At 42.6% G+C, this 23844-nt stretch carries 22 protein-coding genes; all 22 read left to right on the forward strand.

All coding sequences use genetic code 11. The annotated features are described in order from the left end of the window. The first annotated feature begins 85 nt into the window (after positions 1-85). Positions 86-1696 carry a hypothetical protein gene (locus tag BK139_RS00370; RefSeq protein ID WP_076255735.1) on the forward strand — a complete coding sequence of 537 codons (1611 nt, stop codon included), beginning with the start codon at positions 86-88 and terminating at the stop codon, positions 1694-1696. Between the two features lie 5 nt (positions 1697-1701). Further along, positions 1702-2706, forward strand: a complete 1005-nt coding sequence (locus tag BK139_RS00375) for an AAA family ATPase (RefSeq protein ID WP_076255738.1) — start codon at positions 1702-1704, stop codon at positions 2704-2706. Next, positions 2706-3572 carry a DUF58 domain-containing protein gene (locus BK139_RS00380; protein WP_076255740.1) on the forward strand — a complete coding sequence of 289 codons (867 nt, stop codon included), beginning with the start codon at positions 2706-2708 and terminating at the stop codon, positions 3570-3572. Before BK139_RS00375 ends, BK139_RS00380 begins: the two co-directional genes overlap by 1 nt. Before the next feature lie 7 nt (positions 3573-3579). Further along, entirely contained in the window at positions 3580-5352 is a 1773-nt protein-coding gene (locus BK139_RS00385; protein WP_076255742.1) for a vWA domain-containing protein, read from the forward strand. After that, a complete protein-coding gene (locus BK139_RS00390) occupies positions 5336-8113 on the forward strand; it encodes a VWA domain-containing protein (RefSeq protein ID WP_076255743.1) in 2778 nt (925 codons plus the stop codon). Before BK139_RS00385 ends, BK139_RS00390 begins: the two co-directional genes overlap by 17 nt. A gap of 144 nt (positions 8114-8257) precedes the next feature. Further along, positions 8258-8590 carry a putative DNA-binding protein gene (locus BK139_RS00395; protein WP_076255745.1) on the forward strand — a complete coding sequence of 111 codons (333 nt, stop codon included), beginning with the start codon at positions 8258-8260 and terminating at the stop codon, positions 8588-8590. 12 nt (positions 8591-8602) lie between these two features. Further along, positions 8603-9955, forward strand: coding sequence for a signal recognition particle protein (ffh, locus tag BK139_RS00400; RefSeq protein WP_035328920.1), 1353 nt, complete (start codon positions 8603-8605; stop codon positions 9953-9955). Between the two features lie 110 nt (positions 9956-10065). Next, positions 10066-10338: a 30S ribosomal protein S16 gene (rpsP, locus tag BK139_RS00405; protein ID WP_009330784.1), complete on the forward strand. Its 273-nt coding sequence runs from the start codon at positions 10066-10068 to the stop codon at positions 10336-10338. Positions 10339-10349: 11 nt separating this feature from the next. Next, on the forward strand, positions 10350-10580 hold the full coding sequence (locus BK139_RS00410) for a KH domain-containing protein (protein ID WP_048009045.1): 231 nt from the start codon (positions 10350-10352) through the stop codon (positions 10578-10580). A 152-nt stretch (positions 10581-10732) separates the two neighbouring features. Next, entirely contained in the window at positions 10733-11119 is a 387-nt protein-coding gene (locus BK139_RS00415) for a YlqD family protein (RefSeq protein ID WP_048009044.1), read from the forward strand. Positions 11120-11131: 12 nt separating this feature from the next. Next, on the forward strand, positions 11132-11653 hold the full coding sequence (rimM, locus tag BK139_RS00420; RefSeq protein ID WP_076255747.1) for a ribosome maturation factor RimM: 522 nt from the start codon (positions 11132-11134) through the stop codon (positions 11651-11653). After that, positions 11653-12390 carry a tRNA (guanosine(37)-N1)-methyltransferase TrmD gene (gene trmD, locus BK139_RS00425; RefSeq protein ID WP_076256222.1) on the forward strand — a complete coding sequence of 246 codons (738 nt, stop codon included), beginning with the start codon at positions 11653-11655 and terminating at the stop codon, positions 12388-12390. The genes rimM and trmD overlap by 1 nt, the downstream gene beginning before the upstream one ends. A gap of 135 nt (positions 12391-12525) precedes the next feature. Next, on the forward strand, positions 12526-12870 hold the full coding sequence (gene rplS, locus BK139_RS00430) for a 50S ribosomal protein L19 (RefSeq protein ID WP_009330779.1): 345 nt from the start codon (positions 12526-12528) through the stop codon (positions 12868-12870). A 211-nt stretch (positions 12871-13081) separates the two neighbouring features. Beyond that, complete coding sequence (gene lepB / locus BK139_RS00435) at positions 13082-13633, forward strand: signal peptidase I (RefSeq protein ID WP_035328928.1); 552 nt, start codon at positions 13082-13084, stop codon at positions 13631-13633. Between the two features lie 44 nt (positions 13634-13677). Beyond that, the gene (gene ylqF, locus BK139_RS00440) at positions 13678-14550 is read left to right on the forward strand and encodes a ribosome biogenesis GTPase YlqF (protein ID WP_076255748.1); all 873 of its coding nucleotides are present in this window, start codon (positions 13678-13680) and stop codon (positions 14548-14550) included. A 309-nt stretch (positions 14551-14859) separates the two neighbouring features. Continuing rightward, entirely contained in the window at positions 14860-15627 is a 768-nt protein-coding gene (locus BK139_RS00445; protein WP_076255750.1) for a ribonuclease HII, read from the forward strand. 21 nt (positions 15628-15648) lie between these two features. Further along, positions 15649-17505: a hypothetical protein gene (locus BK139_RS00450; RefSeq protein ID WP_076255752.1), complete on the forward strand. Its 1857-nt coding sequence runs from the start codon at positions 15649-15651 to the stop codon at positions 17503-17505. Beyond that, on the forward strand, positions 17502-17798 hold the full coding sequence (locus tag BK139_RS00455) for an EscU/YscU/HrcU family type III secretion system export apparatus switch protein (protein WP_076255754.1): 297 nt from the start codon (positions 17502-17504) through the stop codon (positions 17796-17798). The genes BK139_RS00450 and BK139_RS00455 overlap by 4 nt, the downstream gene beginning before the upstream one ends. 303 nt (positions 17799-18101) lie before the next feature. Next, positions 18102-19262, forward strand: a complete 1161-nt coding sequence (gene sucC / locus BK139_RS00460) for an ADP-forming succinate--CoA ligase subunit beta (RefSeq protein ID WP_076255756.1) — start codon at positions 18102-18104, stop codon at positions 19260-19262. A gap of 118 nt (positions 19263-19380) precedes the next feature. After that, entirely contained in the window at positions 19381-20283 is a 903-nt protein-coding gene (sucD, locus tag BK139_RS00465; protein ID WP_035328940.1) for a succinate--CoA ligase subunit alpha, read from the forward strand. Between the two features lie 114 nt (positions 20284-20397). Next, positions 20398-21273 (forward strand): DNA-processing protein DprA, encoded by an 876-nt coding sequence (gene dprA / locus BK139_RS00470; RefSeq protein WP_076255758.1) that lies wholly within the window; start codon positions 20398-20400, stop codon positions 21271-21273. 397 nt (positions 21274-21670) lie between these two features. Further along, complete coding sequence (topA, locus tag BK139_RS00475) at positions 21671-23746, forward strand: type I DNA topoisomerase (RefSeq protein WP_076255760.1); 2076 nt, start codon at positions 21671-21673, stop codon at positions 23744-23746. Positions 23747-23844: the final 98 nt, after the last annotated feature.

Below are 23844 nucleotides of genomic sequence, written 5' to 3' on the forward strand. Positions count from 1 at the left end.
TGGGCCTCAACTAACAATCAGTGGGGGATAAAGCCCCCCACTGATTGAAGTTTCACTTTATTCGGGCAAATCCCAGGAGAGGGAATTGCCCGAAATTTATAATAAGGGAATGATATCGGTGGAAGACCGCAATCAATATCTTAAACTCTTAAAACCGGTAAAAAGACAGCTCCTCATTCAGCTGATCGTTAAGGAATTTCAGGTATTCCTTTTAGCAGCCGCTGTCTTGGCCCTGTGTCTTATGGTTTTAGCAAGAATTTTCGTAATCCCCTACCTGCAAAACTATTTCCTGCTGATTATATTGCTCTCAGCTTTTGTCGCTGCTTTTCGGATTTGGAAGAAGCGGCCTGACATAATGCAGGCGGCTTCATTATATAACGGGTTTGTAGCGGAAGACAGGGTTATTACAGCCCATTCTTTCCTTTTGGATGATGCTGTTCTGGCAAGATTGCAGCTTGCAGATGCAGTAAAGCATATGAAAAAGGTACACCATCAGGTTTTAGGCAGGAAGAAGGCTTTCATCCACCCTATACCTGTTTTATTGTGTTTGGCTTTTCTAGGCCTGGCAGTACTTTTATACATGATTCCGGGAGATAAAATGGAATTGGCTCAAAAATGGGAGAAGGAAAACAAGTTAGTGGAAGCAGCAAAAGAGGAACTTGAGAAAAAAGCTGAAAAAGAAAAGAATCCTGAAGTAAAAAAAGCATTAGAGAAAGCGAAAGAGAAGATTGCAGAAAAAAAGTCTGCTGAGGAAGCTTTGAAGGAGCTTGCGAAACAAACAAAAAGTCTGGAATTAAAGGCGATCAAAGAAAAAGAAAAATCCCTGAGCCTGGAAAACATGAAAAACACCCTTGATAATAGCGGTTTAAAGCAATTAAGCCGAATGCTGGAGGAGAAAGATCTGGCTTCTTTCCGGGAAGAATTAGCAAAACTTGAGAAGGAGAAGAAAGAACTTACTGAAGAACAAAGCAATGCATTGAAACAGCTTACCGGCAGTGAGGGGCAGCTGTCTGAAGAGGAACTGTCAAAACTTATTGAACAGCTCGAGAACCTATTGCAATCAGAAGAGCTCATAAAACAGCTGGCAGCAGCTCAAAAAGCTCTTCAGAGTTCAGGTCTTTCATTACAGCAGCAAATGGCTGCCAATGGACTGACGCCGGGACAGCTTGCATTTTCACCTCCCGGGCAGCCGGGTAGCCAGGTAAATAATCCTAATTCATCGCCGTCTTCGCAGCAGAATAATCCAAATCCGCAAAATAATCAAAATCAGCCTGGCAATAGCCCAAACAACGGAAATGGCAGCAGCTCCGGAAGTGGTTCAGGCAGCGGCTCCGGAAGTGGTTCAGGATCTGGTTCAGGATCTGGTTCAGGCTCAGGCGCAGGGAGTGGTTCGGGCAGCGGTCTAGGTGGAGGTGCCGGACTTGGACAGGGATCCAGGGATCTGCTCACCATTCCATCCGGCATGGAAGGGAAGACGAATATTGAAAATGACAATGGCAGTCTTGGTCAAGGGACTCCAGGCCAGCAATTTGACGGGGAAGGTCCTGTATTAAAGGGAACGATCAGACCTTACAGTGAGGTATTTGGAAATTATGAGGCGTCATACAGGCAGAGCACCGACCGGTATAAGCTGCCGGCTGATTTAGAGGAAATCGTTAAAAATTATTTTACAAGTATAGATCCTGACAAGGAGTGACTTCAATGTCCGTAACACAGGAAAAAGAACAGCAATTCGCACAAGCAGCAGATATTATTGCAAGAGTGAGAGATGAAATTCAATCATTTATAGTAGGCCAGGAGGAAGTAGTCGAACAAGTATTATGGAGCATTTTCTCAGGAGGCCATGTTTTGCTTGAAGGTTTGCCTGGGCTTGGTAAAACGATGCTGATTAAGACTATTGCAGAAGTGCTGGACCTGAAATTTTCCCGTATTCAATTTACCCCTGATATTATGCCATCCGATATAACCGGAACGATGCTGCTTCAGCCTGATGAAGCAGGCAGGCAAACGTTCAGTTTTCATAAAGGGCCCATATTCGCCAACATCATCCTGGCAGATGAAATTAACAGGGCAACACCTAAAACACAAAGTGCCCTGCTTGAGGCAATGGGAGAAAAAACGGTTACCATTATGGGTGAAACCAAAAGAATGGAAAAGCCATTTTTTGTTCTTGCAACTCAAAACCCGATTGATATGGAAGGAACATATCCTCTGCCGGAGGCGCAAACCGACCGGTTTATCTGTAAGGTAAACGTAGCTTATCCGTCGCAGGAAGAATTAAAAGAAATTGTCCGGAGAACTACAGGTGTGCAAAATACTCATTTAAATAAAGCGGCCGGGCTAAATGATGTAGTTGCTCTTCAGGAACTCACAAGAGAAATCCTCGTATCAGAGGATATCCTTGATTATGCTGTTTGGCTGATCACTGCCACACATCCGGGTTCAGAGGATGCGCCGGAAACAGTGAAAGAATACGTCCAATACGGGAGCGGTCCCCGCGGACTTCAGAGTCTGATAAATATGGCCAAGGCAAGAGCATTATGCTTAGGAAGGTTCCATGTTTCCATAGGCGACCTTAAAAATGTTGCCTATCCCGTTCTGCGCCATCGCCTCATTATAAACTTTGAAGGAGAAGCAGCGGGGATTACGACAGATTCGATTATTGAAGCTCTGATAAAAGAAAATTCCAGGGGAGCTAAGAGCTGATGAACAGCCATCAAATCCTTCTTGGAAAGCTGCAGAAGCGTAAAGTTGCTGTAAAGACAAGAAAAAGAGGGTTTCATTCAGGTTCCAGGCAATCCCATAAATTTGGATCTTCCATGGAATTTTCTGACTTCAGAGCATATCAGCCCGGAGACGATATCCGGCAAATAGATTGGAATGTCTATGGCAGAACACAAAAACATTATATTAAACGTTTCCTTGATGAGCAGGAACTGTCTATTGCTGTTTATCTGGATGCCACTTCATCAATGACCAAAATGGAAGCAAAATGGGAGTATGCCAAAGCGCTGGCTGCGGCTTTGAGCTTTATGATTCTTTCTGGTGAAGACCGGCTCCTGTTTTCACCTGTTTCTTCTGCTGGCTTACAGCCTATTAAAAGAAAAGGCTCTGTTTACAGCAGGCGAACATTCATGGAAATCCAGAAAATTGAACCTTCAGCTCTGTCCAATAACTTTCTGGGCAGCTTAAAAGACACTCTTTCAAGGCACCAGCAGCTTGCTGTAATAATAGCGGATGGTTTTGAACCGCTTCAGGAATGGGAAAGCCTGTTTAGGAAGCTAAGAGGGCTGAAACAGGAGTTCTGGCTATTTCAGGTGCAGGCTGAAGAAGAAATGACACCGTCATATTCTGGAGATGTAAAGTTAATTGATAGTGAAACAGGGACCGCTGTAAATGTGAGTATGAGTCCTGCCGTATTGGCCGAATATGAAAAGCGACTAAAAAAACATAATGAACAGCTTGAGATTTTATGCAAGCGGTATGGCGGCCAATATATCTTTGCTCCTGAAACAAGAGATCTTCAGACTGTTCTTTTCAGGGATCTGTATGCGAAGGGGCTGGTCAGGTGAGAACAACATGCAATTCTTAAATCCTGTTTATTTTATTTTATCCATTTTTATCGGAGCGTTTGTCTTATTTTATTTCTTTCGGAAGCAGTATGCGGAAAAGACCAATTCATCCAATTTGCTCTGGGAACAGGTGCTGAATGAATGGCAGGCTTCCCCCTGGCTGAAAAAGCTCCAGCAGAATCTGTTATTTTGGCTGCAATTATTGGCACTTGTATTATTGATGCTGGCCCTTGTGCGTCCATTTTGGCTTGAAGATTCTTTAAAAGGAGAACACATAATCATCATCATTGATCCATCCGCTTCTATGACAGCTGAAAGTGGAGGGAAAAGCCGTTTTGAGACCGCAAAAGAGGAAATGCTTGATCTGGCAGGCAAGCTTAATGGCCAGCAGGTAAGCTTAATTAAATCAGGAGAGAAAAATGAGATTCTCTTAAGCCGGGAAGATGATCTAAATGCTATTGGAAGAACCATTGAGGGGCTGGAGCCTACTTATGAACATGAGAATATGAAAAAAGCCGTTCTTTTGGCAGGCTCCTTATCTTCAGGAAAAGACACGGCTCTTCATATATTTTCAGATTCTGCTGGAAAGAAAGATTTAATGAAGGAATTGGCCGGTCTATATACTGTGGTACATAATATTGGAGAGAACGCGGGGAATGTGTCACTGCAGTCGTTTGGGACAGCGGCCGCCGGTGATGGTATTTCGGCGGCTGCAGTGATAGAAAACCAGTCTTCTGGAAGTATAGAGACAGGTTTTACAGTGAAATTTGAGGAAGAAATCCTGTTTGAACAGAATCTCTCATTAAAAGCTAATGAGGAGAAAACCGTCCAAATAAAAAATCTGCTGGAAAAACCTTACTACGAGGCAGCTATCTCTATTAGCGATGGGTATAGAGCGGATAATCATTCAGCTTCTATTTACACCGACCCGAAACCAAAGGTTTACACAATGGGAGATGTAAATCCATTTGCGGTGAAGGGATTTCAAACAATTGGAGCCGAATTGCTGCAGACAGATCCGGCTGCTCTCAAAGGTTTGGATATGAAAGGTGTCGTTGTGGCGGAAGGAAGCACTTTATCGGAACTCCCGGAGCTGCCGATGATCTTTTTTAATACAAGCAAAGATAAAGCAAAACTTGAAGAAGCAATTTCGGGGGATGAGGATCCTCTTTTTGAATATGCAAACTTTGAAAAGGTGTATATCAGTTCTGCCTCCTCCGCTCTGAAAGGAGAATGGGAGACTTTATTGAAAAGCGGGGATATTCCTTTAGTCCAAAGGGGAATGCATAATGGACAGCCAATTATTATCGTCAATTTTGATCTATCCGACACAGATTGGCCTCTCCTGCCAGGTTTTCCAATCTTTCTATATAACTCTTACCAGTGGCTATCTCAGCAATCAGATTTCCTCGGATATTTCAGCTCCGGAGAAGAAAGATGGATAAATATCGGCAATGGAACTGGAAGCTGGGAAATTTTCAATAATAAAGACGAAAATCTATTCTCTCTTGATCTAAACAAGGAAACCTTTAAAGCTCCTATTATCCCCGGAACTTACCAGGCTGTATCAGGTAATCAAGTTTATTTTTTTTCCGTCCTTCTGGATGAAAGGGAGAAAAGTGCAGGAACAGAAGAATCCTTCACACTGAACGCTAAATCATCTGAAAAAAGCAGCATGACCCAAAGACCTAATGAAAGTCTCTGGTTCTGGCTGGCGTTAATAGCTTTAATACTGATTGCTATCGAATGGGAGGTATATCGCCGTGGGCATAGAGGTTAAATATCCCTTCCTGTTTCTGCTCCTGATTCCTGCTGTCATTATCGTCTTTTTATTTATTCGAAATCACAGCGGAAAAGGAAATGAAAAATTTTGGATTGCCGGTTTGAGGCTGATCATTTTCTCATTGTTAATTATTGCACTGACCGTTCCCCAAGTGGTTCTTCCGGTAAAGGGACAGACCGTCATATTTCTTGCCGACCGTTCTGCAAGCATTGGCACAAATGAGGAAGCACTTGCCTGGATAGAAAACAGCACCAGCCACAGGAAAAATGACGACCAATTTGCAGTGGCTGCATTTGGGAAAAATGCAGTACTTGAACAGAATCTGGGCAGAAACCGTGAAGCTATAAACGAATTTAACGGGGTGGCTGAAGATTCTCAAACGAATCTGGAAGCAGGCCTGCAATTTGCCGCATCACTCATTCCGAGGGAGTCTTCCGGCAGAATTGTCCTGATGACGGACGGGAATGAAACGGAAGGAAAAAGCCTGGAAGCAGCAGCAGTTTTAAAAAATCGGAATATCGAGATTGACCATGTGCCATTAAAAACGGCAGCAGGAGACGATGTCTCAATCTCAGAATTAAATGTTCCTCCTTCACTATATTTAGGAGAAGAGGCTCCGATTACAATAGAAGTTACCAGCAACGCTGCCAAAGAAGCTGATATCAGGCTATCGGTAAATCATAAAGAAGTATTAAAGGAAACTGTTCATGTGAACGAAGGGAAAAATGTTTATACGTTTACCCACAAAGCGGATACCGCAGGGTTAACGGTATATAAAGCAGAGATAGCTGCAGACCGGGATGCCTACTCTGAAAACAATGCACTTCATTCAGTTGTGAATGTGAAGGGTACCCCTAAGATCCTAATCGTACAAGGAGAGGAAGCTGGCGATCTTGCAAATCTTTTAAAGGGTTCAGGCCTGGAGACAGACATCGTTATTCCAGAGAAGCTTCCGACCGTACTCTCAGGTTATTTGCAATATCAGTCGATTATTTTTAATAATGTCCCTGCAACTGTCATCTCAGAGCAGCAAATGATGCTGATGGAGAAGGCAGTGAAAGAATTCGGCACTGGTTTTATTATGTTTGGCGGTGAAGAAAGCTTCGGGCTGGGGGGCTATTTTAAAACTCCGATTGAGAAATTGCTACCGGTGGATATGGATATCAAAGGCAAGAAAGAAATGCCTTCCTTAGGTCTTGTGTTAGTTATGGACCGTTCTGGAAGCATGGCAGGAAATAAAATCGAATTGGCGAAAGAGGCGGCTGCCCGTTCAGTTGAACTGCTGCGTGAAGAAGATACACTCGGATTCATTGCATTTGATGACCGCCCATGGGAAATCCTTGAAACCAAGCCTCTCAAGGATAAGCAAAAGGCAATTGAAAAAATCAAATCCATTACACCGGGCGGGGGTACAGAAATCTTTACCTCTCTGGAACAGGCATACAGTGAGCTTGAAGATTTACAGCTGCAAAGAAAGCATATCATTTTGCTGACAGATGGCCAATCTGCCACAAATGGAGACTATGAGCTTTTAATTGAAAGCGGGAAAGAGAAGAATATCACTCTCTCAACTGTTGCACTTGGCCAGGATGCTGATAGAGGCCTGCTGGAAGAACTTGCGGGAATGGGATCTGGGCGTTTTTACGATGTTACAGACTCTTCCGTTATACCAAGCATTTTATCACGTGAAACCGTAATGGCCACGCGAACTTATATCGAGGACAAACCTTTTTACCCAAGTATCCAGCCTTACCCTGACTGGTCCTCTCTTTTTGAAAAAGGTGTGCCGGAAATGAATGCCTATATAGCTTCCACTGCTAAGCCGAGGGCACAGGTGCCGCTGTTAAGTGAAAAAAAAGACCCGATACTTGCTGAATGGCAATATGGAATGGGGTGGACAGCGGCCTTTACATCCGACATCTCAGGCAAGTGGTCGGGAGAATGGGCAAGCTGGGAAAAGTGGCCGGCCTTTATTAATCAGCTTGTTACTAAAACCCTGCCGCAGTATGAAAGTGAACCATATAGAGTCGATGTTGAGAACAAGGATGGTAATACAGTACTCAGCCTGGAGTCTGCGGCAAGTATTTCTTTGCCTATTGAGACATCAATCGTGTCAGAAACGGGTGAACAGATAGAAGCTAATATGAGGCTTACTGCGCCAGGTAAGTATGAGGCGCTGATGCCTGAAAGTGCGGGCATGTATTTTTTAAATATTAAACAGACAGATCATAATGGGAATGTTCAGGTTCATCAGACCGGTTTTACTATTCCCTACTCTGAGGAGTATTTGCAAAAGGGAACAAATAAAGAGCATTTGAAGTCACTCTCAAAAATGACTGGAGGCAAGGAGCTCGCGAGCGGAGATGAAGCATTCCGGCCGCTGAAAAAACCGGCAAGCACCAAACAGCCAATCAGCGAATGGCTTCTTCTCGCTGCATTCCTGTTCTTTTTTTCAGAAATCACAGTAAGGCGCTTTGGCCTAACGGGTCTTGCAGCGGGAATTTTGAAGAAAAACAGAAAAGTAAAAGAAAAGCCAGAAGCGCCTCTGAAGGTACCAAAACTTAAAGCATCCAGAAAAAAAACCTCTCCTTCCGAACAGGCAACTGTTAAACTTCAAGGTGATATTCCTGTCAAGGAAACACCGGAGAAAACAAAAGCAAAGAAGCCGAACCGTCCAAATCCAGCAGCAGAACTCTCGCCGAAAGAGAGAGAGGAGCGGATGAAAAGACTGCTGGATGCAAAAAACAGGAAAAAATAAGTGAAATCAGAGTTGAATGATGCCTTCAGGGTTCACCCGGAATTAGATACTGCCAACACTGTAAAGATATTTTCTTGACATGATGTAAAAATCTATGTAAACTTTACTTTGTAAAGGCTTTTCACTTAACAAGGGGGAATAGGGATGCTCGAAAAGACAACGAGGATGAACTACCTTTATGATTTCTATCAATCGTTGTTAACTCCTAAGCAGAGAAGCTATATGTCCCTTTACTACCTGGATGATTTTTCGCTTGGAGAGATTGCCGAGGAATATGAAGTTAGCCGGCAAGCGGTTTATGACAACATTAAGAGAACAGAGGCAATGCTTGAAGAGTATGAAGAAAAGCTACTATTATTTCATAAATTTCAAGAGCGCAGCAAGCTGATTGCAGAAATAAAAGAGATGCTTCAGGAAGGCTCCCCTTCCCGGGAGGCATTGGAAGAAGCAGTGGCAGAGCTTGAGAAATTAGATTAGGAGGCGGCATATATGGCATTTGAAGGATTGGCCGACCGACTGCAAAATACAATTCAGAAGATCCGCGGAAAAGGCAAAATTAATGAAGCGGATGTAAAAGAAATGATGCGTGAAGTCCGTCTCGCCCTTTTGGAAGCGGATGTTAACTTCAAAGTTGTCAAGGAGTTCGTCAAAAAAGTCAGTGAACGCGCTGTCGGGCAGGAAGTATTAAAGAGCCTGACGCCGGGACAGCAGGTAATAAAGGTTGTTAAAGAAGAATTAACGGAACTGATGGGCGGAGAGCAGAGTAAAATTGCTGTTTCCAATCGCCCGCCGACAGTCATTATGATGGTCGGTCTTCAGGGTGCCGGTAAAACGACTACAACCGGAAAGCTTGCGAACCTGCTCCGCAAAAAGTATAACCGCAATCCGATGCTGGTTGCTGCAGACATTTACCGCCCTGCGGCGATTAAACAGCTCGAAACGCTTGGCAAACAGCTGAATATGCCTGTCTTCTCCCTTGGCGATCAAGTCAGTCCTGTTGAAATTGCAAAACAGGCGATCGCAAAGGCAAAAGAGGATCATAATGATTATGTTCTAATCGATACAGCAGGAAGACTGCATGTGGATGAAGCTTTAATGGATGAGCTGAAGCAAATCAAAGAGCTTTCCAATCCAGATGAAATTTTCCTTGTTGTAGATGCCATGACTGGTCAAGATGCGGTTAATGTAGCACAAAGCTTCAATGATCTGCTGGGTCTTACAGGAGTAGTCCTGACAAAGCTGGATGGCGATACCCGAGGCGGAGCGGCTCTATCTATTAGATCCGTAACAAACACGCCGATTAAATTCGTCGGTCTGGGCGAAAAACTGGATGCCCTTGAAGCGTTCCATCCAGAAAGGATGGCATCCCGTATTTTAGGTATGGGGGATGTCTTATCCCTAATTGAAAAAGCACAGGCCAATGTGGATGAAGAAAAGGCAAAAGAGCTTGAGCAGAAGATGCGCACTGCTTCTTTCACATTTGATGACTTTTTGGATCAGCTTGGTCAGGTCCGCCAAATGGGACCTCTTGATGAGCTTCTGAAAATGATGCCTGGCGCCAACAAAATTAAAGGCTTGAATAATATGCAAATCGATGAGAAGCAAATCACTCACGTTGAAGCCATTATTAAGTCGATGACTAAGGAAGAGAAAACTCATCCGGAAATCATCAATTCAAGCCGCCGCAAACGGATTGCCAAGGGAAGCGGAAGAACCGTCCCTGAAGTTAACCGTCTGCTGAAGCAGTTTGAAGACATGAAAAAGATGATGAAGCAAATGGCAGGCATGCAGCAAAAAGGCAAGAAAAAAGGCGGATTCAAGCTTCCTTTTAACCCTTTTTAAGCCGCTATTTAAGCTTTTCATAACATGTAAAGAAAAAAACCTTTACAAACTAATTAACTATCTGATATTATACTATCTTGTGTGAAACTATTCGGAGGTGCTTATTTAAAATGGCAGTAAAAATTCGTTTAAAGCGTATGGGTGCTCATAAAAACCCTTTCTATCGTATCGTTGTAGCTGATTCTCGTTCTCCTCGTGACGGACGTTTCATTGAAACAGTAGGAACTTACAATCCGGTTGCTCAACCAGCGATCGTTGAAATCAATGAAGAGTTGGCTCTTAAATGGCTTCAGACAGGTGCTAAGCCATCTGATACAGTACGTAACCTTTTCTCTAAGCAAGGCATTATGGAAAAATTCCATAACGCTAAAAACGGTAAGTAATTCATTATAAGATGAAAGAGCTTATCGAAACGATTGTTAAGCCCCTTGTTGATTTTCCGGAAGATGTTCTAGTGAATGTCCAAGAAGAGGATCAGCGCGTAACCTATCAGCTTTCTGTCAACAAGAATGACATGGGGAAAGTAATTGGGAAGCAAGGGCGCGTTGCGAAAGCAATACGGACCGTTGTTTATGCAGCAGGTTCATCAGAACAAAAGAAGATCTTTTTAGAGATCATCGAATAATTATCCTGCAATGAGCAGGATGCAGCCAAAAAAGGAGGGGTTTCCCCTCCTTTTTTTACAATTTAAAAAAATAACATCGCCAACTAAGAACATGACAGCAGTGTCAGTAACGCCGTTTTTTCATTCGGATTATGATTTGGGAGGCGCTGTACATGAACATTATCCAAACGGTTACAGTTAAACAGGTGCTGACAGAGAACAGCAAGCAGGAACTGCTGGAAGGCTATGCGGCCAAAAAAAAGCAGCTGCAGAAAGAAAGTGATCAGCTAAGGTTTGAACTGAAAAAACAGGAAAAAACCAAAAAGCTGCATCCTGCCAGTCTGAAACAGCACTTTGAAAAGGAAATTCAACTGAGGCAGGAAAAAGTTCAGCTGCTGGATTTTCAAATAGAACAATTACATATGCTACCATTAGGAAGTGAATTAAAAGAAAAAGAAGTCCAGGCGATTATCGAGGTTCAAAAGGGTACACCCTGGGAAGACATAGAAAAAGGGAAAACAATCATCATAAGAGATGGAATTGTTGATGAAATACGCTAGAGGTGATAGTGCATGCAGAAATGGTTTAACGTTGGAAAAATTGTGAACACCCATGGCATTAAAGGGGAAGCGAGAGTCATTTCAAAAACAGACTTTGCTGAAGAGAGGTATAAGCCGGGAAATAAACTTTATTTGTTCATGCCTGACACAGAAGGTGATCCCGTTGAGCTGACAGTGAAATCACACCGCACTCATAAATCGTTTGATCTGCTTACCTTTGAAGGATACGAGAACATCAATCAGATTGAAAAAATGAAGGGCGGCATTCTGAAAATTTCAGAAGATCAGCTTGGCGATCTTGAAGAGGATGAATTTTACTACCATGAAATCATAGGGTGTACGGTTGAAACTCTTGATGGAGATGAAGTAGGCAAAATCAAAGAAATTCTTTCTCCCGGAGCAAATGATGTGTGGGTAATTAAAGCAAAAGGCGGTAAGGAAATTCTAATCCCGTATATTGAAGATGTTGTTAAGGAAGTTAATGTGGAAGATAAACTTGTGAAAATTAATGCGATTGAAGGATTGCTTTCATGATGAATATTGATGTGCTCACGCTGTTTCCTGAAATGTTTGAAGGGGTCTTTGGGCATTCCATATTAAAAAAAGCCGCAGAAAATGAAGCGGTAACGTACAATGTGGTCAACTTTAGGGAGTATGCCGACAATAAGCACAAAACCGTTGATGACTACCCATATGGCGGAGGAGCGGGGATGGTTTTAAAACCGCAGCCGATATTTGATGCGGTTGAGGATCTTCGCAGTAAAAGCGGTGCGTCTCCGAGGGTTATCCTGCTGTGTCCCCAAGGGGAACGCTATACGCAAAAAAAAGCCGAAGAACTGGCAGAAGCAGATCACCTGATTTTTGTATGCGGCCATTACGAGGGGTATGATGAAAGAATACGTGAACATGTTGTGACAGATGAAATTTCAATTGGTGATTTTGTGCTGACTGGCGGAGAGCTTGGAGCGATGGTTGTAATCGACAGTGTCGTCCGATTGCTGCCTGGTGTATTAGGCAATCAGGAATCTCATATGAAAGATTCTTTTAGTACAGGGTTTCTTGAACATCCTCATTATACACGTCCTGCCGACTTCAGAGGCATCAAAGTTCCGGATGTTCTCATGTCAGGCAATCACCGTCTTGTCGAAGAATGGAGAGCCAAAGAATCCTTGAGAAGAACGTATTTAAGACGACCGGATCTTCTTGAAGATGCAGAATTAACAAGTGAACAGCAAAAATGGCTAAATGAAATAAAAAAAGAAGATAAATAACATTGAAGTTGCCGTCCAAATATGATATGATACTTTTTGTGACTTAGGCTGAACTTGTTCAGTTTGCGTCTGATAAAGATGTTCCGCTGCAAACATAGGTTGTGCAAGAGCGTCTGTTGAGAGGAGTTGAAAACGATGCAAAAGTTAATTGAAGAAATCACAAAAGAACAGCTTCGTACTGACCTTCCGTCTTTCCGTCCTGGTGATACTGTACGTGTACACGTAAGTATTGTTGAGGGAACTCGTGAGCGTGTTCAGGTATACGAAGGTGTTGTGATTAAGCGTCGTGGTGGTGGAATCAGCGAAACTTTCACAGTTCGTAAGATTTCTTACGGTGTAGGCGTTGAGCGTACATTCCCTGTGCACACACCTAAGATTGCGAAGCTTGAAGTTATCCGCCGCGGTAAAGTCCGCCGTGCGAAACTTTACTACCTGCGTAACCTTCGCGGTAAAAAAGCTCGTATCAAAGAAATTCGATAATAAAGAAAAGAAGGAGCTTGATAATCAAGCTCCTTTTTCTTTCATGAAGCAGAATGCAAATAATATTACATAAATGTTAAATAATATATAAATGAGATTCCCATCGTGTTTATTAAGATGAATTTTTGTACAATAAACAATAGAAATCACTTACTGCGGGACATGCAGGGATATAAGCATAATTTTTGACGGAAGAATGGTGGGGAAGGCTATGGCAAAAAAGAAAAATGAATTGTGGGAATGGACAAAAGCTCTTGTAATCGCAGTCCTGTTAGCGGCAGTCATCAGATATTTTTTATTTGCGCCGATTGTGGTTGACGGCTTATCAATGATGCCAACATTGCATGATCAGGATCGAATGATTGTTAATAAGTTCAGCTATAAGATTGGAGAGCCGGAGCGCTTCGACATCATTGTATTCCATGCACCGGAAAACAAAGATTACATCAAAAGAGTAATAGGTCTTCCAGGAGATAAGATTGAATATAAAGATGATACTCTTTATGTAAATGGAAAAGCCTATGAAGAGCCTTACCTGGATGAATATAAGAAACAGGTAATCGATGGACCTTTGACAGAGCCATTTACTCTAAAGGAAAAGATCGGACAGGAAACAGTTCCAGAAGGGCATTTGTTTGTAATGGGCGACAACCGCCGCTTCAGCAAGGACAGCCGTCATATTGGCCCTGTTGCAATGGAAGAAGTACTGGGCGATGCCGGAGTAATATATTGGCCAATAGAGGATATTCGCATCGTTGATTGACGATTGTTTGTTATATAAATACATATTGGATGGAGGTGCCGGCTGTGACAATCCAGTGGTTTCCCGGCCATATGGCGAAGGCCAGAAGGCAGGTTACAGAAAAATTAAAACTGGTTGATATCATCTTTGAGCTCGTTGATGCAAGGATTCCTTATTCATCACGAAATCCGATGATCGATGAAATCATTCAGCACAAACCCCGGCTTGTTTTGTTGAATAAAGCTGACATGGCTGATAAAGAAGCGACGAAGAAGTGGATCAGACATTTTGAAAATAAGGGCATAAGAGCACTTGCGATAAATTCACAAGCCGGACTAGGCATGAAAGAAATCGTCTCCGCATCTCAGGAAATCCTTCAGGAGAAATTCGATCGAATGAGAGCGAAAGGTGTCAAGCCAAGGGCAATTCGGGCAATGATTGTTGGTATTCCGAACGCCGGAAAATCCACACTTATCAATCGGCTGGCCAAAAAGAATATTGCAAAGACAGGAAATACTCCCGGCGTTACGAAAGCCCAGCAGTGGATAAAGGTAGGGAAAGAGCTGGAGCTGCTCGATACACCGGGAATTTTATGGCCGAAATTCGAAGATCAGGAAGTGGGTCTTAAGCTTGCTCTGACAGGAGCGATCAAGGATACTATTCTAAATCTCCAGGATGTTGCAATATACGCCCTGCGCTTTCTCGGCGACAGATATCCGGATCGTCTGAATGACCGCTACCAGATCGAAGAAATCCCGGAAGATATCGTTGAAGTCTTTGATAAAATTGGCAGGCTGCGCGGCTGCCTGATGGGCGGCGGCGAAATTGATTATGATAAAGTAACAGAGCTGGTAATCAGGGAATTCCGTTCTGAAAAAATGGGACCAATTACATTGGAGCTGCCGGAGGAAATGGCAGTGCGGAATGAAGCTGAATAATTTTAATGAAGACCTTCTGTTCACAGAAGGCCTTTATTTTTTTGCAGAAATGCCGATACATAGGATAGATTAGAATGTATTCGTAAAGTTTGTTGCTTTTCGGCAGGTAACTAAATTAGACCTCTGAGTTGATTGGAGCGGAGGGCACTTGACTCCTGCGGGAGGAGAGGGAAGTGTGAGACCCCGCAGGCGAAGCCGAGGAGGCTCGCATTCCTCCCCGCGGAAAGCAAGTGCCTGGAGCGGAAATCAACGGGCTGAATTCAAAACAACAATCATTAAAAAAGAGCCTGAGATGATAAAGGAGAAATAATGGAAAAGCTAACCATTCGCCAAATAGAAGAAAAGATGAAAACAATTGAGTTAGAGGATGATCCATTCCTTCACTCAATCAAACAGGATGACAGAAAAGGCGTGCAGCAGCTTTTGGCAAAATGGCATTCACGTCAGCTGCTGCAAAAGAAAATATATGAGAAGCATAAAGAAATGACCAGGTATGAACGTCAGTACAGAAGCCAGGGTTTTCAATTAATTGCCGGAATAGATGAAGTCGGCAGAGGGCCGCTTGCGGGGCCGGTAGTAGCTGCAGCAGTTATTCTGCCTGAAAACTTTTATCTGCCGGGATTAGATGATTCAAAAAAAGTGCCTGAACAAAAAAGAGCAGAATATTTTCAAATCATTAACGCTGAGGCCGAGGCGGTCAGCGTTGGGATCATCGAGCCAGAGGAAATCGACCGCATCAATATTTTTGAAGCGACAAAAAAGGCAATGCTGTCAGCGATTGAAGGCCTGAATCCAAAACCGGAATTCCTGCTTGTAGATGCCGTAAAACTTTTAACACCTTATCCAATGGAAGCAATCATTAAGGGAGATGGCAAAAGCGCAACGATTGCTGCAGCCTCAATCATAGCCAAGGTTACAAGAGACAGAATGATGGCTGAAATAGACAAAGAGTTTCCACAGTATGGATTCGGGAAAAATATGGGCTATGGAACTAAGGAGCATCTTGAAGCGATAACACTTCATGGAATTACGCCTTATCACCGGAAAAGTTTTGCGCCAATAAAAGATTCTTATTGAAATAGAATAGAAGGTGAAGGTATGAAGCCGTCTGAAATAATTCAAAAAATCATAAGGCATGACCAGAGCAATGCAGAAAAGACGGCTGCGCTCAGGCCAGGGCAAATTGTCAGCGGAAAAGTAGCAAAGCTATTTCCTAATCAAACGGCAGAGGTGCAGATCGGGTCACATAAAGTGATTGCGCAGCTTGAAACCCCTTTGTCAGCGGACAATAGATATTGGTTCAGAGTAGAAACTGGTGAAGGACTGCTGCGCTTAAGAGTTATGGAATCTGTAAACGGCCAAAGTAAAGGAGCTCCTGCTGAAAGCCTTTTAAGTCAGCTGGGAATGAAATTGTCCAGGGAAAATAAAATGCTGATTCAATATTTTCTTAAAGAGCAGCTGCCGATTACAGGTGAAACTTTAAGAATGGCATCGGAATGGATCTATGAAAGCAAATCTGCAGCGGAAGGCCTGAGGACGGTAAAAGAGATGATATTAAGGCAGCTTCCCTTTTCGAAAGATGTTTATTCAGCGCTATTTTCAGTCTTAAACGGTGACTCTCTTTCTTCGATTATGGGAGAATTACAGGATGAGTTAAAGAGAGCCGATTTATCATCCAATGGGCAGAAAATATACTCCCTGCTGGGCAATATGACAAAGACTTCAAGGGACAAACTTGGCCAGCAGGCAGTTGTCAGACTGTTTTCAGAGTGGCTGAATGCAAAAGATCAGGCAGGATCCCTCTCAGCTTTCCAGCTCCTGAAAGCAGTGGGGATGTTTCCAGCTGAGGCTGACGAGGGTGCTGCCATAAAAAAGCTTATTGGGGACGGCGTGCAAAATATACCGATTATTCAAACACTGAATGACCTTCTGAAAACAAGCGAATCAGGGAACAGGCAGCAATTTATATTGAATTTAGCCAAACTCAATGGAGTTATCGTACAAAGTTCTAAAAGCAGCGGACAAGCACAAGCTCTACAAAACTTACTCAATGATTTTCGAAATGGCAGTATATCTTTTCCTGCAGAAAAAAATATACTTACCACCGTTTTTAAATCGGTCCTATCTCTTATAATTAATGATGATATAGAACATTTATTAGATGGAGACAAGTTCCGTCTGGCTGCTGTTCAGGCGGGGAAATTATTGGGCGGTGAAAAACCCTTCGCTGCAGCTGCACTAAGCCCTCAGGAAATCACAATGCTGGAAGAAATAAAAAATAGCCTGCGTCCCGAATCTCATTTCCCATATGATCAGCGTAATATACATAGTGAGTTAAAGAGAATAATCACAGCATTAGGGTTTTCTCATGAACATGACGTCCTAAAGTTATTAAAACAGCATGATGATGGAGCCGTCAAAAATCTGGATACTCTCAAACAGCTTCTGATGGGCTTCTTAACCGAAGAACCAGCACATGCAGCTAAAGATGCAGCGGAACGGCTGCTGCATAAAATAACCGGCTTTCAGGCTCTCTCGCAGGAATCAGGGCCATTGCAGCATTTTATCTTTCAGCTTCCGGTTTCTTTATGGGGAAAGATCTCTGATATGACAATGCAGTGGAGCGGAAGGAGAACAGAAGGCGGAAATATTGATCCAAACCATTGCCGTGTTATCTTTTATTTAGATTTGGAGCACCTGAATGAAACGATTATCGACCTTCAGGTCCAAAACAGAATCATCAGCATTTCAGTTATTAACGGGCACAGCGAAATAAAGGATTTGACAGCTCCATTTGCAGCTGAATTAAAAGCAAATTTATTGAAATTAAATTATAAGATGTCCTCGGTTTCCTTCCAGAAGCCTGAGCCTGAAGGTGATTCACTTTTAGCAAGAGAAACAATGACATCAATTGTACAGGCAAATCAATTCAGCGGAGTAGATATTAGAATATGAAAAAAGAGCGTGTTGCACAAAGGAAAGAAGCGGTAGCATTAACATATGATTCTGAGAGTCATGGGGCACCTAGGATATCTGCAAAAGGGAAGGGTCTGACAGCTGAAAATATCCTTGAAAAGGCTAAGGAACATGGTATTCCGGTTCAGGAAGACCCTGCCCTTGTTGAGCTTCTTGGCAAGCTTAATATCAATGAAGGGATTCCTGAAGAGCTTTATCAGGCTGTTGCTGAGGTATTTGCTTTCATCTACAGGGCTGATCAGGAGGCTGGAAAGAGGAAAAATAGTAAATAATCTATTCTGGTAAACCAATATGTTTCTCTTAAAGTAATCATTCCGAGTATAAAAAAACGGGATAATACTTAAATCAACTAGAATCGAAAGCTGTCGAAGGGCAGTTTTTTTTTATTTTAATAAAATATTTTCCTGTGAGATCAGGTTCAAATCCGCTATGATAACAGGGTTTGTGCACTGACCAATATTTATAATTTTTAAAGAAATATAATATTTTAGAGTAAATGGTAGACAAGGGTTGTGTCATTTAATAAAATGAAAGCGCAGTCTATTTTTTTGAAGAGTTAGATAGGAGGATGGGAAATGAATATACATGAGTATCAAGGTAAAGAAGTCCTCAGACAATACGGGGTAGCCGTTCCGAACGGAAAAGTTGCATTTACAGTTGAAGAAGCTGTTGAAGCTGCGAAAGAACTTGGCACTGAGGTGTGTGTGGTTAAAGCGCAAATCCATGCCGGAGGACGCGGTAAAGCTGGCGGTGTAAAAGTTGCCAAAAATCTTGACGAAGTTCGTACATATGCAAGTGAAATCTTAGGAAAAACACTTGTTACACATCAAACAGGCCCGGAAGGCAAGGAAGTAAAACGTTTACTTATTGAAGAGGGCTGTGACATTAAGAAGGAATATTATGTGGGCCTTGTACTGGACCGAGCTACATCTCGCGTAGTATTAATGGCTTCAGAAGAGGGCGGTACAGAAATCGAAGAAGTGGCTGAAAAAACGCCAGAAAAAATCTTCAAGGAAGAAATCGATCCTGTTCTTGGTTTAACAGCATTCCAGGCCCGGAGAATCGCTTTTAATATCAATATTCCATCAAAGCTTGTCGGACAAGCTGTTAAATTCATGATGGGCTTATACAGAGCTTATATTGAAAAAGATTGCTCTATTGCTGAAATCAATCCATTAGTTGTAACTGGCGACGGCAAGGTTATGGCTCTGGATGCTAAGCTGAACTTTGATGGGAATGCCCTTTACCGTCAAAAAGACATCATGGATCTTCGTGACCTTGAAGAAGAGGATGCAAAGGAAATCGAAGCATCAAAATATGACCTAAGCTATATTTCCCTTGATGGAAACATCGGCTGCATGGTTAACGGTGCAGGTTTAGCGATGGCTACTATGGATATCGTTAAGCATTATGGCGGAGACCCGGCCAATTTCCTTGATGTTGGGGGCGGAGCAACAGCTGAGAAAGTAACAGAAGCTTTCAAAATCATCCTTTCTGATAAAAACGTAAAAGGTATTTTTGTAAATATCTTCGGCGGAATCATGAAGTGCGACATCATCGCCACTGGTGTAGTGGAAGCAGCGAAGCAAGTAGGCTTGAATGTGCCATTAGTTGTACGTCTGGAAGGCACGAATGTTGAAATGGGCAAGAAAATTCTTGCTGAATCCGATATCGATATTATCGCAGCTGAATCCATGGCTGACGGCGCACAAAAAATCGTTTCTTTAGTAGGCTAAGAATTAAAAATGAGCGGCCGTTCAGCATTAAAGGCATATAGCGGAAACCGATCTTCAGTTTTTGATTTAAGCCTTTGAGCATATGACGGCACTCTTTAGACCAGGAAGGAGAATTAATGTGAGCGTATTTATTAATAAAGATACTAAAGTTATAGTTCAAGGGATTACCGGCTCAACAGCCCTCTTCCATACAAAGCAAATGCTTGAATACGGAACGCAAATTGTCGGCGGTGTAACTCCGGGTAAAGGCGGTACTGAAGTAGAGGGTGTTCCTGTCTTCAATACAGTGGAGGAAGCAGTTAAGGCAACGGGTGCAAATGCCTCCGTAATCTATGTTCCGGCTCCATTTGCTGCAGATGCTATTCTTGAGGCTGTAGATGCAGAATTGGATCTTGCAATTTGTATCACTGAGCATATTCCAGTATTGGATATGGTTAAAGTTAAGCGTTATATGGAAGGCAAGAAGACACGCCTTGTAGGTCCTAACTGCCCAGGTGTTATCACTCCTGAAGAGTGTAAGATCGGCATTATGCCTGGTTACATCCACACTAAAGGCCATGTTGGAGTTGTGTCCCGTTCCGGAACATTGACTTATGAAGCTGTACATCAGCTGACACAGGAAGGAATCGGCCAATCTACTGCTGTTGGAATCGGCGGAGATCCGGTTAACGGAACAAACTTCATTGATGTTTTAAAAGCATTCAATGAAGATCCTGAAACTTATGCTGTCATCATGATTGGTGAAATTGGCGGAACTGCTGAAGAAGAAGCTGCAGAATGGGTTAAAGAGAACATGACTAAGCCTGTTGTAGGCTTCATCGGAGGGCGCACTGCACCTCCAGGAAAGCGTATGGGCCATGCAGGCGCAATTATTTCAGGAGGCAAAGGAACAGCTGATGAAAAGATCCGTGTAATGAATGAATGCGGAATTCAGGTAGCTGACACTCCATCCGTAATGGGTGAAACCCTGATTAAGGTCCTGAAAGAAAAAGGCCTTTATGACCAGTGTAAAACACACTAATCTTTTCGAATAACTAAAGAGTAGTCCCTCTTTTTGAGGGACTATTTCTGCATTGTCAAATACGGTTATCCCCCCACTTACCCCGTTTTTTAAAAAACATTTCAGGAGGCTCCCATGAATGAATTTAATATGAGGCTCACCCATCTCCACCACTGCAGAGGAATGAGCTGGAAGATGATTTATTACATTCTGAAAACAGATCCCGAATTGAAATTTCTGTATAATGATACACCCCGCCAAATTATGCCCCAGGTAATCACCACTCAGGAAACACTTTCCAATGCACTCGAGGATCTGCATTCTAATCGAATCCAGGAACAAATTCGCCAATACTCACCAAATGGCATTAAAGCCATTACAATTTTTGACGAGGAATATCCGGTTCTGTTAAAAGAAACATACCAGCCGCCTTGGGTTTTATATGCCCGGGGTGATACCTGTCTTTTGAATAGCGGAGTCCATCTGGCCGTTGTTGGTTCCAGACAGGCAACAGATTATGGCGAAAAAGCCATTCAGTCCATTTTCCCCAAGCTTATTGAACAGGGGGTTATTATTGTAAGCGGGCTGGCGGCCGGCATCGATGCCATTGCGCATAAAGAAACAATAAAAAATAAAGGAAAAACAATCGGTGTCATAGCCGGGGGCCTGTTTAATATTTATCCACAGGCAAACCAGAAGCTTGCTTATGAAATGATGAAAAACCATCTGGTTATTTCTGAATATCCGCCAGACACAAGGCCCTCAAGATGGCAGTTTCCAATGAGAAACCGAATCATAAGCGGCATTAGCAGAGGAACACTGATTATTCAGGCGAAAAGCAAAAGCGGCTCTCTTATTACAGCTAATTATGCTGTGCAAGAAGGCCGGGAAGTGTTTGCGGTACCAGGGAATATTTTTAGCCCATTCTCGTGTGGAACCAATGAGCTAATTCAGCAAGGCGCCAAACTGGTTAAATCAGCTGAAGAAATCTTAGAGGAGTTCCATTACTGATCAGGTCAAATAAAAAAGGAGCCTTGATATAGATTAAAGGCTCCTAATCTTTCATTAGTCATAATAAATTTGTTTATTTAAAGGATTTTTTACAAAAAGGTTGAAATTCTATTAAAACTGTTATACATTTTGCAACAGGTATGAATGAAAGTAAGAGAATGCTTAGTTCGTTAATTTAGGATCTTTTCTTGGAAACGGTTGCGGAAATAATCCGATTAAGTTTGACAAACTTGAATAGAATGTAGAATAATAATGAATATTTCAATACACATGCAATAAAGAGGCTGTTCTATTGATATAGATAAAGAAGACAGGCAATTTTAGCAGGTGAAAAATACCGTGTTTCAAAAAGATTTTGCCTGAGTGTTTTAAAATTCCCTCTCAAGGAGGACTATTGATGTCAGAGTTTCTTGTTATCGTTGAGTCACCTGCAAAGGCAAAAACGATTGAACGTTATTTAGGAAAAAAATATAAAGTAAAAGCTTCCATGGGACATGTCAGGGATCTGCCCAAAAGCCAAATGGGCATTGATGTGGAAAATAATTTTGAACCCAAATACATAACAATTCGCGGAAAGGGCCCTGTATTAAAGGAGCTTAAGACAGCGGCCAAAAAAGCTAAGAAAATTTATCTCGCGGCTGACCCCGACAGAGAAGGTGAAGCCATTGCCTGGCATTTGGCACATAGCCTGGATATGGATATTAAGTCGGATTGCCGTGTTGTCTTTAATGAAATCACGAAAGATGCCATTAAAGAATCCTTCAAACATCCTAGGCCGATCAACATGGATCTTGTTGATGCGCAGCAGGCAAGAAGGATGCTGGACAGACTGGTCGGCTATAATATCAGCCCTTTACTATGGAAGAAAGTGAAAAAAGGCTTAAGTGCGGGGAGAGTACAGTCTGTTGCTGTCCGATTGATCATCGACCGTGAAAAGGAAATTAAGGACTTTATCCCAGAAGAGTACTGGTCAATTGATGGGGAATTCCTTAAAGGAAAAACAGCCTTTGATGCATCATTTTACGGATTTAAGAATGAAAAAGTTGAATTGAAGTCGGAAAGCGATGTTCAAAATATTTTAAGTAAAATGAAGGGCAATAAATTCAAGGTGGAATCGGTTACCAAGAAGGAAAGAAGGCGGAATCCGGCAGCCCCTTTTACTACGTCATCACTTCAGCAGGAAGCTGCAAGAAAATTAAATTTCCGTGCCAAGAAAACGATGATGCTTGCACAGCAGCTTTATGAAGGAATTGAACTCGGCAAGGAAGGAACTGTCGGTTTAATCACTTATATGAGAACTGACTCAACACGCATATCCGAAATTGCGCAAAGTGAAGCTGCGGACTATATTCAAAGCTCTTACGGGAAAGAGTTCCTGCAGAGTGAAAAGAAAAAAGAAAAGAAAAACAGCAATGCCCAGGATGCCCATGAGGCCATCCGCCCGACAAGCACATTAAGATCGCCTGCAAGTTTAAAAGAATACTTGTCGCGTGATCAGCTTCGATTATACAGGCTTATATGGGAACGATTTGTTGCAAGCCAAATGGCACCAGCGGTTATGGACACCATGAGTGTTGATTTGAAAAATGGTGAAGTGATCTTCCGGGCAACAGGCTCAAAAGTGAAATTCGCAGGATTCATGAAAGTATATGTTGAAGGCACTGATGACCAGTCGGAGGAAAAAGATAATATGCTCCCTGATCTGAAGGAAGGGGATGAAGTCCTTAAAAAAGACATCGAACCTAAACAGCACTTCACACAGCCCCCTCCAAGGTATACTGAGGCAAGGCTGGTAAAAACACTTGAAGAACAGGGCATTGGGCGGCCATCCACCTTCGCTCCGACACTTGATACAATCCAAAAACGGGGCTATGTTGCTCTGGATAATAAACGTTTTATACCGACCGAACTGGGTGAAATCGTCCTGGAATTAATCATGGAATTCTTCCCTGAAATCCTTGATATCGAGTTTACCGCGAAAATGGAAAAAGACCTGGACTATGTTGAAGAAGGCAAAGTCAACTGGGTACAGATCATAGATGATTTCTATATAGATTTTGAAAAAAATCTTAAAATAGCGGAAAAGGAAATGCAGGAAGTAGAAATTAAGGATGAACCTGCCGGTGAGGATTGCGAACAATGCGGAAATCCTATGGTGTTCAAGATGGGACGCTATGGAAAGTTCATGGCCTGCAGCAATTTCCCTGACTGCCGCAATACTAAACCGATTGTCAAGGATATCGGTGTGAAATGTCCAAAGTGCGAAGAAGGCAATATCATTGAAAGAAAAAGCAAAAAACGCCGGATCTTCTACGGCTGTGACAGGTTCCCTGAATGTGACTTTATTTCTTGGGATAAGCCCCTGCCGAGAAGCTGTCCAAAATGTGATAACCTGCTGGTTGAGAAAAAACTCAAAAAAGGTGTTCAGGTTCAGTGTGTTGAATGCGACTATAAGGAAGAAAAGCAAAGTTAAGGGTGAGCTTAAATGCTCACTCTTTTCTATTGAGGGATGAGGATCCAAAATACTTCCAGTCTGGCTATTTTCAAAGGAATTAGTACATGAAACTTTTT

The sequence above is a fragment of the Paenibacillus sp. FSL R5-0490 genome (assembly GCF_001956215.1).
Classification (GTDB): Bacteria; Bacillota; Bacilli; order Bacillales; family Cytobacillaceae; genus Cytobacillus.

Excerpts from the sequence above, each read along its gene's own strand:
- BK139_RS00415 (WP_048009044.1), top strand. The coding sequence starts at position 10,733 with ATGAACATTATCCAAACGGTTACAGTTAAACAGGTGCTGACAGAGAAC.
- sucC (WP_076255756.1), top strand. The coding sequence starts at position 18,102 with ATGAATATACATGAGTATCAAGGTAAAGAAGTCCTCAGACAATACGGG.
- BK139_RS00385 (WP_076255742.1), top strand. The coding sequence starts at position 3,580 with ATGCAATTCTTAAATCCTGTTTATTTTATTTTATCCATTTTTATCGGA.
- topA (WP_076255760.1), top strand. The coding sequence starts at position 21,671 with ATGTCAGAGTTTCTTGTTATCGTTGAGTCACCTGCAAAGGCAAAAACG.
- rpsP (WP_009330784.1), top strand. The coding sequence starts at position 10,066 with ATGGCAGTAAAAATTCGTTTAAAGCGTATGGGTGCTCATAAAAACCCT.
- BK139_RS00410 (WP_048009045.1), top strand. The coding sequence starts at position 10,350 with ATGAAAGAGCTTATCGAAACGATTGTTAAGCCCCTTGTTGATTTTCCG.
- trmD (WP_076256222.1), top strand. The coding sequence starts at position 11,653 with ATGAATATTGATGTGCTCACGCTGTTTCCTGAAATGTTTGAAGGGGTC.
- BK139_RS00455 (WP_076255754.1), top strand. The coding sequence starts at position 17,502 with ATGAAAAAAGAGCGTGTTGCACAAAGGAAAGAAGCGGTAGCATTAACA.
- ffh (WP_035328920.1), top strand. The coding sequence starts at position 8,603 with ATGGCATTTGAAGGATTGGCCGACCGACTGCAAAATACAATTCAGAAG.
- rplS (WP_009330779.1), top strand. The coding sequence starts at position 12,526 with ATGCAAAAGTTAATTGAAGAAATCACAAAAGAACAGCTTCGTACTGAC.
- BK139_RS00450 (WP_076255752.1), top strand. The coding sequence starts at position 15,649 with ATGAAGCCGTCTGAAATAATTCAAAAAATCATAAGGCATGACCAGAGC.
- lepB (WP_035328928.1), top strand. The coding sequence starts at position 13,082 with ATGGCAAAAAAGAAAAATGAATTGTGGGAATGGACAAAAGCTCTTGTA.
- rimM (WP_076255747.1), top strand. The coding sequence starts at position 11,132 with ATGCAGAAATGGTTTAACGTTGGAAAAATTGTGAACACCCATGGCATT.
- BK139_RS00375 (WP_076255738.1), top strand. The coding sequence starts at position 1,702 with ATGTCCGTAACACAGGAAAAAGAACAGCAATTCGCACAAGCAGCAGAT.
- dprA (WP_076255758.1), top strand. The coding sequence starts at position 20,398 with ATGAATGAATTTAATATGAGGCTCACCCATCTCCACCACTGCAGAGGA.
- BK139_RS00380 (WP_076255740.1), top strand. The coding sequence starts at position 2,706 with ATGAACAGCCATCAAATCCTTCTTGGAAAGCTGCAGAAGCGTAAAGTT.
- BK139_RS00445 (WP_076255750.1), top strand. The coding sequence starts at position 14,860 with ATGGAAAAGCTAACCATTCGCCAAATAGAAGAAAAGATGAAAACAATT.
- BK139_RS00395 (WP_076255745.1), top strand. The coding sequence starts at position 8,258 with ATGCTCGAAAAGACAACGAGGATGAACTACCTTTATGATTTCTATCAA.